Annotated in this window: 1 protein-coding gene; it reads left to right on the top strand. The window is 68.6% G+C overall.

Features of this window, described 5'->3' with window-relative positions; all coding sequences use genetic code 11:
• Nucleotides 1–905 (top strand): NTP transferase domain-containing protein (locus tag EOA75_RS33320; RefSeq protein ID WP_164747782.1); only part of this gene is annotated, 905 nt, incomplete at both ends.

The raw sequence follows: 905 nt of genomic DNA, 5'->3' as shown, positions 1-905 counted from the left end.
CGACAACGACATGGTGGTGATCTTCGGCGCCTCGGCGCTGGCCGATTTCGCCGATGTCATCCCTGCCGCGATCGAGAAGGCGGGCGGCAAAGTCATTCGAGCCGGCATGCCGGTCGATCCCGGCAATCTGCTGGTGCTCGGTACGCTCGACGGCAAGCGCGTCATCGGCGCGCCCGGCTGTGCCCGCAGCCCGAAGGAAAACGGTTTCGACTGGGTGCTGGACCGGCTGATCGCCGGGCTTGACGTGACGGCGGGCGACATTGCCGGCATGGGCGTCGGAGGCCTGTTGATGGAAATCCCGTCCAGGCCGCAGCCGCGCGAGCCGCTGCCGTCGCAGTCGGCAAAAGCGGAGCCGAGGGTCGACATCGTGCTTCTCGCCGCCGGGCGCTCCAGCCGCATGGGCGGGCCGAACAAACTGCTGGCGCTGTTCGACGGCAAGCCGCTGGTGCGGCGCACCGCCGAGCGGGCGCTGGGATCGAAAGCGGCCAACGCCATCGTCGTCACCGGCCATCAGCGCGAGCGGGTGCGCTCGGCGCTCTCAGGTCTCGATATCACGCTTGCCCACAATCCGGACTTCGCCGACGGGTTGGCCTCGTCGCTTAAGGCGGGCATCGCGCGGGTCGCGCCCGACGCGGCCGGCGCCATGATCGTGCTCGGCGACATGCCTGGTATCTCGTCTAAGGATCTCGATAGCCTGATCGATGCGTTCCGCCGATCCGGGGGCCGCGCCGTGGTGCGCGCGGCGCATCACGGCAAACGCGGCAACCCGGTGCTGCTGCCGCGGTCGCTCTTTGCCGCCGTCGCGCAGCTCGAAGGCGATACAGGCGCGCGCCATTTGGTCGAGGCCGAAGGGCTCGACGTCATCGATGTCGAAATCGGGCAGGGCGCTTCGATCGACGTCGATA

The organism is Mesorhizobium sp. M1A.F.Ca.IN.022.07.1.1 (assembly GCF_003997575.1).
Taxonomy (GTDB): domain Bacteria; phylum Pseudomonadota; class Alphaproteobacteria; order Rhizobiales; family Rhizobiaceae; genus Mesorhizobium.
The sequence above is the reverse complement of the archived record's forward strand: the minus strand, read 5'-3'. Positions and strand labels throughout refer to the sequence as shown.